Here is a 7,559-nt window from a genome sequence, read left to right on the forward strand (position 1 = left end):
GGGACACTCTTTTCGCCACGTAAGCAAAAGGCGCCCCGAAAGGCGCCTCTTAATCGCTTGGTTCCCCTCAAGGAAACTGGAGCGGGTGAAGCGATTCGAACGCTCGACCCCAACCTTGGCAAGGTTGTGCTCTACCCCTGAGCTACACCCGCTCGCGCGGCTTTTGGGCCGCAAGCCGCGCCTATATGGCTGAAGAGCGCGGCGATTGCAACAGGGAATTCGCAGGCTTTTTGCTTCGTCGGCAATGCGAACAAGCCTCCTGCGAGACGTCGCAAGGCAATCGCCCCCGCGTTGCGCGACGGGCTTGTCTTGGCAGCATCATTGGCCGTAAACGGCGTTAGTCGAACAAGCAGTTGAAAGCGGGCCATCAGAAGAAAGACCGATGCCGAAGACCGAAGCCGAACTTTTCGCCTTTCTCGCCGGACTCGGGATCGAAGTATCGACGCGGCGGCATCCGCCGCTGTTCACGGTCGCCGATTCGCAGGCGCTGCGCGGCGAGATTGCCGGCGGCCATACCAAGAACCTGTTCCTCAAGGACAAGAAGGACAATTTCTTCCTGGTCAGCGTCGGCGAGGAGGCGGTGGTCGATCTCAAGCATATACACCATCTGATCGGCGCTGCCGGGCGCGTGTCCTTCGGCCGGCCGGAGATGCTGATGGAGCTTCTCGGCGTCGTCCCGGGCGCGGTCACGGTGTTCGGGCTGATCAACGACACCGAGCGAAGGATCAAGGTCGTGTTGGACGAGGTGCTGATGAGCCATGCGGTGGTCAATGCCCACCCGCTGACCAACGAAGCGACGACTTCCATCGCTGCCGCGGACCTGGTCAAATTCGTCGAGGCAACCGGACATGATGCTGTTATCTTGAAAGTCTCGGCATGATCGCCACATGGGTGACTGAAACCGGGTTCTAAAGAAGGATGTTGCGCCCGTCCCTTGGCCGGCGGCGCGACCGAAAGGCGACGAGATGAGTGATAGCAACCCCTTTGGCGGCCCATTTGGCAGCAATGGCGGCCGGTATGCCACCACCGTGCAATATGGCGGCACCGATGCCGCGCGTGAGAAGGTCGCGCTTGCGGAGGCGCCGGCCGACGTAATCAAGGACACAACGACCGCTGGATTTGCCGCCGACGTGATCCAGGAATCGCGTCACCAGCCGGTGCTGGTCGATTTCTGGGCGCCGTGGTGCGGCCCTTGCAAGCAATTGACGCCGCTGCTGGAGAAGGCGGTGAAAGCCGCCGGTGGCAAGGTCAAGCTGGTCAAGATGAATATCGACGACCATCCATCGATCGCCGGCCAGCTTGGCATCCAGTCGATACCGGCGGTCATTGCCTTCAAGGACGGCCAGCCGGTCGACGGCTTCATGGGCGCCATTCCCGAGAGCCAGATCACGCAATTCATCCAGAAGGTCGGCGGCAAGAACGGCGGTGCGCCGCAAGTTGCCGAGGCGCTGGCCGCGGCCGCCGAAGCGCGCGACACCGGGGACGTGCAGACGGCGGCCGACATTTACGATGCCATCCTGGAACAGGCGCCGGAGACGATCGAGGCGATCGCTGGCTTGGGCGACCTGCTGTTCGAGGCCGGCGATGCCGAAGGTGCCGAGGCGGTGCTGGCGCGGGCGCCGGAAGCAAAGAAGGATGCGCCCCAGCTCGCCGCGCTGCGGGCCAAGATGGCGCTCGCCGCGCAAGCAGCAGTGCTCGGCAATCCGGCGGAACTGGAACGGCGGCTGGCCGAAAATCCCGGGGATCACCAGGCACGGTTCGAGCTTGCCATGATCCAGAACGCCAAGGGTGATCGCATGGCGGCGGCCGACAATCTGCTGGCGATCATCAAGGCCGACCGCTCGTGGAACGACGACGGCGCCAGAACCCAGTTGCTGCAGCTCTTCGAGGCATGGGGCATGACCGACGAAGCAACGCTGTCGGCACGGCGCAAACTGTCGTCGCTGCTGTTTTCCTGAGCCGGCGCAGACTGTTTTGTCGCGCGGGCTTGCGGTGGGCCGCGGCTGCGCCAGATTAGGTTTTCGGATGGCGTTCGATTTCAGGTTTCCGGTGTTGCGCCTTGTGCCGGCCGGGAGGAGACGGATTTGGTGCGCTTCCTGACAAAGCGATCGGAGGATTGAGGTGCAGGCGGGAAACGCGCATTACCGGCTCGCTGCGGACTTACCGTCGACCATGCCGATCTTTCCGCTTGAGGGCGCATTGCTGCTGCCGGGAGGCCGCATGCCGCTCAACATCTTCGAGCCGCGCTATCTGCAGATGGTCGACGAGGCGATCGCCGGGCCGCGGCTGATCGGCATGATCCAGCCCAGCCTTGACGGTGCGCTGCGTCCCGACGGCGAGCCGGAGCTCTGCAATGTCGGCTGCGCCGGGCGCATCATTGCGCTGTCCGAGAGCGGCGACGGCCGTTACCTGATTTCGCTGCAGGGCGTGTGCCGGTTCCGTATTGTACAGGAGCTCACGGTCAAAACACCCTTCCGGCAGTGCCGGTTGGCACCCTTTCTCGCCGATCTCGACGAGGAGCAGGCAGACGCCGAGATCGACCGGCCGGCGCTGCTCAAAGCGTTTCGCGCCTATCTGCAGGCTAACGATCTGGAGGCCGACTGGGAAAGCGTCAGCCGCGCCGAAAACGCCATGCTGGTCAACGCACTGTCGATGATGGCGCCCTACGGGCCGGCCGAGAAACAGGCGCTGCTCGAAGCGGCCGATCTGAAGACACGCGCCGAGACCCTGATCGCCATCACCGAAATGGCGCTGGCGCGCGACAATGAGGATTTCGGTTCGAGTTTGCAGTAGGTTCTTGCCTTCTCCCCTTGTGGGAGAAGGTGGATCGGCGCGCAGCGCCGAGACGGTTGAGGGGTACTGGACGGAGTGCCGTCGGTGCCAAGCTGGAACACCCCTCATCCGACCGAACTTCGCTCGGCCACCTTCTCCCACAAGGGGAGAAGGAAGTTCGCGCTCGAAACCTTAACCCGATTGCCCTGTGGAAGGACAAACCAAATGGCGGATGGACGTGACGGGAACAGGACTGTCGACCCCAAGCTGCTGGAACTCTTGGCCTGCCCGCTGACCAAGGGGCCGCTTGCCTGGGATCCGGAGCGCGGCGAGCTTATCTCGCGGGTGGCAAAGCTTGCCTATCCGGTGCGGGACGGCATTCCGATCATGCTGCCATCGGAAGCGCGTGTCATCACCATAGATGATGCCATGCCACCGCCGCCGCGCCTGGGTGGAACGCCCTGAGTGCTGCGGTTCAGAGCCGCTCCGTCGCGATCTTTCGCGCCTCTATTGAAAATTGCGCCCTTTGGGCATGACCTTCTCTGCCTTTCCCAGTAGTTCCGTTTGCGCGATGCTGCCAGGCTGAGCCTCGTCTGCACTGCTCGACAGTCTGTCCGCAGGCCTTGCCTGCTCAAGCAGCACCGACAGCCACGGCGTCAGATCCTCGACCTTCTCGGCGACGATATGGATGACGTCCGATTCCGATTGCAACTTGCCGGTGACGCGGATGAGACGCGCGCCCATGACGATGGGGCGGAAGCGGTCAAAAGTCCTTTCCCAGAAAATAATGTTGGCGACCGCATTCTCGTCTTCCAGCGTCAGGAAAATCGCCTTGCCATTGCCCGGCCGCTGCCGCACCAGCACGAGGCCGGCGACCGAAACGCGCCGGCCGTCCCGCACCTGGCCGAGCCGCACATTGGGCGTGACGCCGGAACGATCCAGCCTTTGACGCAGGAAGGCGACCGGGTGCGCCTTCAGCGACAGGCCAAGCGAGCGGTAGTCGTGGACGACGTGCTCGCCGAGCGGCATTGTCGGGAGCCTGGTTGCAGGCTCCAGATCGCGCAAGCGGATCGCCGGCTGGTCGAACAGCGGCAGCTTTTCGGCGGCACTCTTGCCGTCGAGCGCGCGGACCGCCCATAGAGCGTCGCGACGGTTCAATCCAAGCGACCGGAAAGCGTCGGCCTGCGCCAGTTTTTCGATCTCGTCGACGTTGAGGCCCGAGCGCAGCCAGACGTCGCGTACGGATGCATAGCCGGCGCCGCGCCTCGACACAAACGCTTCCATGCGCTCCTTCGACAGGCCCTTGACCTGGCGAAAGCCGAGCCGGACGGCATGGCTGGTCCGGATGACGCCGCGCATCTGGGCATGGCGGTCAAGGATACGATCCGGATCGAAAGGCGATTTCTCCAAGGCGCAATCCCAGCCGGAAAAATTGACGTCGACCTCGCGGATCTCGACGCCGTGGTCATGCGCGTCGCGGACAAGCTGGGCCGGCTGGTAAAACCCCATCGGCTGGGAATTCAGGATCGCGGCGCAGAACACGTCGGGATAGAAGGTCTTGAACCAGCAGGAGGCATAGACCAGCAGGGCGAAGGAGGCGGCGTGGCTCTCGGGAAAGCCGTATTCGCCAAAACCCTCGATCTGCTTGAAGCAGCGCTCGGCGAAGTCTTTTTCGTAGCCCTTGGCGACCATGCCGTCGACCATTCTCTTGCGGTAATTGCCGATCGTGCCGGTGCGCTTGAATGTCGCCATGGCGCGGCGCAGTTCATCGGCCTCGCCCGGCCTGAAGCCGCCAGCAACGATGGCGATCTTCATCGCCTGCTCCTGGAACAGCGGCACGCCCAGCGTCCTGCCGAGTATTTTTTCCAGTTCCGGCTTGGGATATTCGGGTTTTTCCTTGCCTTGCCGGCGGCGCAGATAAGGGTGGACCATGTCGCCTTGGATCGGGCCGGGCCGCACGATCGCCACCTCGATGACGAGGTCGTAAAAGCTTTTCGGCCGCAGCCGCGGCAGCATCGACATCTGCGCGCGCGATTCGATCTGGAAGACGCCGATCGTGTCGGCACGGCAGATCATGTCGTAGACATGCTTGTCCTCGGCAGGCAGAGTGGCCAGCACATAGGGCAGGCCGTACTCGTCCCGCGCCTGCGGATAATGATCCTGGAGCAGGGTGAAAGCGCGCTGCAGACAGGTCAGCATGCCGAGCGCCAGCACGTCCACTTTAAGGATTTTCACCGCGTCGAGATCGTCCTTGTCCCACTCGACCATCTTGCGCTCGTCCATCGCCGTCTTGACGATGGGCACGATCTCGTCGAGCCGGTCCCGGGTGATGACGAAACCGCCGACATGCTGCGACAAATGACGAGGAAAGCCCATGATCTCGTTGGCGCATTCGATCACATGCCTTGTCGATGGATCGGTCTGATCGAGGCCGCCGGCCTTTGTCTCCTTTTCGCCGAGCTCCGAGGTCGACCAGCCCCAGATCGAACTGGACAGCGCGCCCCGGACGTCGTCCGACAGGCCCATCGCCTTGGCCACTTCGCGCATCGCCGAGCGGCCCCGGTAGCTGACGACGGCGGCGGCCAGCGCGGTGCGCTTGGTGCTGTATTTGGAATAGATGTACTGGATGACCTCCTCGCGCTTTTCATGCTCGAAATCGACGTCGATGTCGGGCGGCTCGTTTCTTTCCTCGGAAATGAAGCGTTCGAAAAGCGTTTCGATCTTGTCCGGGCCGACTTCGGTGATGCCAATGCAGAAGCAGATGATCGAGTTGGCGGCAGAGCCGCGCCCCTGGCAGAGAATGTTCTGGCTGCGGGCGAATTTGACGATGTCGTGGACAGTCAGGAAATAGCGCGCGTAGTTCAGGCGCTCGATCAGAGCGAGCTCCTCCTCGATGCGCTGCGTCACAAAAGCGGGCACGCCCGAGGGGTAGCGGATGGCGGCTCCCTCCTTGGCCAGCCTTTCCAGTTCGGCCTGCGGCCCAAGACCCGATTCCGTCGGCTCGTCGGGATAGTTGTATTGCAGGTCACTGAGCGAGAAGGTCAGCTCGCCGGCAAAACGCAGCGTTTCCGCCAGCGCTTGCGGATGCCTGCGGAAAAGCCGTGCCATCTCCAGCGGCGGCTTTAAGTGACGCTCGGCATTGGCCGCCAGCTCCAGCCCCACCTCGGCGACGGGCACATTGAGGCGGATCGCCGTCAGCACGTCCTGCAGCGGGCGCCGTTCCGACGTATGGTAGAGAACATCGTTGGTCGCCATCAACGGGATGCCGGCCAGCTCCGCCATCGCCGCCGCCTGCTCGATACGGAAGCGGTCGTTGCCGCGGTAATCCGGCGAAACCGCAAGCCGCAGGTTTTCACCGAAACGATCCGTGAGCCGGCTAAGGAGTGCGAGGCTGGTTTCCGCGTCCGCCGACACATCCGGCAGTATGGCGAGCGACAGGAGATCGCCCCATTCGAGAAGATCGCTCTGTTTGAGGAGCGTCGCCCCTTTTTCGTTCTCGTCACGCAGATTGGCCTGCGTCAGCATGCGGCAGAGATGCCCCCAGCCCTTGCGATCCTGCGGGTAGGCGAGGATGTCCGGCGTGCCGTCGCAAAAAACCAGGCGGCAGCCGGGATGATAGGAAGCACCCTCCACCTTGGCCTGCTGCCAGGCGCGCACCACGCCCGCCACCGTGTTGCGGTCGGCGAGACCGATCGCCGAAAACCCCAGGAATTTTGCCGCGACCACCAGCTCCTCCGGTTTCGAGGCACCGCGCAGAAACGAGAAGTTCGACTGGATGCCGAATTCGGCATAGGGAATGGCCGTCAGCGCATTCATGCGAAGATCCCATGCATGAACCAGCGCGGCGAAGGCAGCGAGGCGCCGTAAAGACCCTGGCGGTAGAGCCAGTAACGGCGGCCGTCGGCATCCTCGATGCGGAAATAATCCCGGGTTGGCTCATCTTCTCGTCCCGGCGCCCCTCGCCACCATTCCGGCGCGATGCGCTCCGGCCCTTCGGCGCGCGCGACCCGGTAGAGCGCGCGCCGCCAGCGGAAGTTCAAAGGCGGGCCTTCCGGCATTTCGGTGGCCGGCACCTCGATCGGCTCGGGCGAACGGAAAAGCCGGATCGGCCGTTCCGGCTGGAAGACGGTCGTGGGAGCATCCTTCACCTTGTCCGGCTGCTTCGGCGGCGAGCTTCTCTGCGGCGCCTCCGTGAAGGGGAGGGTGGCGACGGCGCGCTCCGGCAGATGGCTCTCGACGGCGACCGGCTTCAAGACCGCGCCTTCGCCGAGCCGGGCGCGAATGCGGTCGGCAAAAAGCGCGATATCGGCGCCGTCGTCGCTCGTTTCGCCGGCAAGGTCGGCCTGCTGCATATCGAAGGCGGCGGCGGTCAGCACCGAGAGGCGCACGAGATCGAAGCCATAGCCGGCGTCGATATCCTGTTCGAGCGCGGCAAGCCGTTCGTGGAACAATTTCTGGATCAGCAGCGGCTCACGCAAGGGCCGCGAGGTGCCGACGGCGATGCGGCTGACGCCGCCATCGACGCGGAAAAGCAGCAGCGCCAGCCGCCTTGCGCCCTCGCCGCGACGCTCGAGGTCGCTCTTCAAGGTGGTCGCCAGCATGCCGGTCAGCCGCTCGATGTCTTCGGTCAGCATGATCGGCTCGGCAAGGTGACGCTCGACCGAAAGCGGTGCCACCGGCAGGCGCGGCGACACGGCCTCCTCGAGGCGGCCAAGCGCCTGGTCGAGGCGCAAGAGCAGCGATGCGCCGAAGCGGCGGGCCAGCGGCGCGCGCGGTGCCGCCATGAC

6 protein-coding genes and 1 tRNA gene are annotated in these 7,559 nt (G+C 63.9%); 4 read left to right on the forward strand and 3 right to left on the reverse strand.

Going from position 1 to position 7,559, the window contains the following annotated elements; all coding sequences use genetic code 11:
• Positions 1–77: 77 nt before the first annotated feature.
• Positions 78–152, reverse strand: a tRNA-Gly gene (locus X773_RS50370).
• 230 nt (positions 153–382) lie between these two features.
• On the opposite strand from X773_RS50370, the gene X773_RS50375 reads away from it, so the two are divergent.
• From X773_RS50375 to X773_RS50390, 4 genes are all read left to right on the forward strand, one after another.
• Positions 383–880: a prolyl-tRNA synthetase associated domain-containing protein gene (locus X773_RS50375; protein ID WP_023675983.1), complete on the forward strand. Its 498-nt coding sequence runs from the start codon at positions 383–385 to the stop codon at positions 878–880.
• An 85-nt stretch (positions 881–965) separates the two neighbouring features.
• Positions 966–1,958 (forward strand): thioredoxin, encoded by a 993-nt coding sequence (trxA, locus tag X773_RS50380; protein WP_023675984.1) that lies wholly within the window; start codon positions 966–968, stop codon positions 1,956–1,958.
• Between the two features lie 163 nt (positions 1,959–2,121).
• Entirely contained in the window at positions 2,122–2,793 is a 672-nt protein-coding gene (locus X773_RS50385) for an LON peptidase substrate-binding domain-containing protein (protein WP_023675985.1), read from the forward strand.
• Positions 2,794–2,997: 204 nt separating this feature from the next.
• Positions 2,998–3,237 (forward strand): Trm112 family protein, encoded by a 240-nt coding sequence (locus tag X773_RS50390; protein WP_023675986.1) that lies wholly within the window; start codon positions 2,998–3,000, stop codon positions 3,235–3,237.
• 42 nt (positions 3,238–3,279) lie between these two features.
• Here X773_RS50390 and X773_RS50395 read toward each other — a convergent pair whose 3' ends face one another.
• Positions 3,280–6,588 (reverse strand): error-prone DNA polymerase, encoded by a 3,309-nt coding sequence (locus tag X773_RS50395; RefSeq protein WP_023675987.1) that lies wholly within the window; start codon positions 6,586–6,588, stop codon positions 3,280–3,282.
• Positions 6,585–7,559 (reverse strand): DUF6504 family protein (locus tag X773_RS50400; protein WP_023675988.1); only part of this gene is annotated, 975 nt, incomplete at its 5' end. The genes X773_RS50395 and X773_RS50400, both read right to left, overlap by 4 nt.

This window comes from Mesorhizobium sp. LSJC280B00, from assembly GCF_000502835.1.
Taxonomy (GTDB): Bacteria; Pseudomonadota; Alphaproteobacteria; order Rhizobiales; family Rhizobiaceae; genus Mesorhizobium.

What these genes read in the sequence shown, in the direction of transcription:
- X773_RS50375 (WP_023675983.1), top strand. Translation starts at nt 383, where the DNA reads ATGCCGAAGACCGAAGCCGAACTTTTCGCCTTTCTCGCCGGACTCGGG.
- X773_RS50395 (WP_023675987.1), bottom strand. Translation starts at nt 6,588, where the DNA reads ATGAATGCGCTGACGGCCATTCCCTATGCCGAATTCGGCATCCAGTCG.
- X773_RS50390 (WP_023675986.1), top strand. Translation starts at nt 2,998, where the DNA reads ATGGCGGATGGACGTGACGGGAACAGGACTGTCGACCCCAAGCTGCTG.
- trxA (WP_023675984.1), top strand. Translation starts at nt 966, where the DNA reads ATGAGTGATAGCAACCCCTTTGGCGGCCCATTTGGCAGCAATGGCGGC.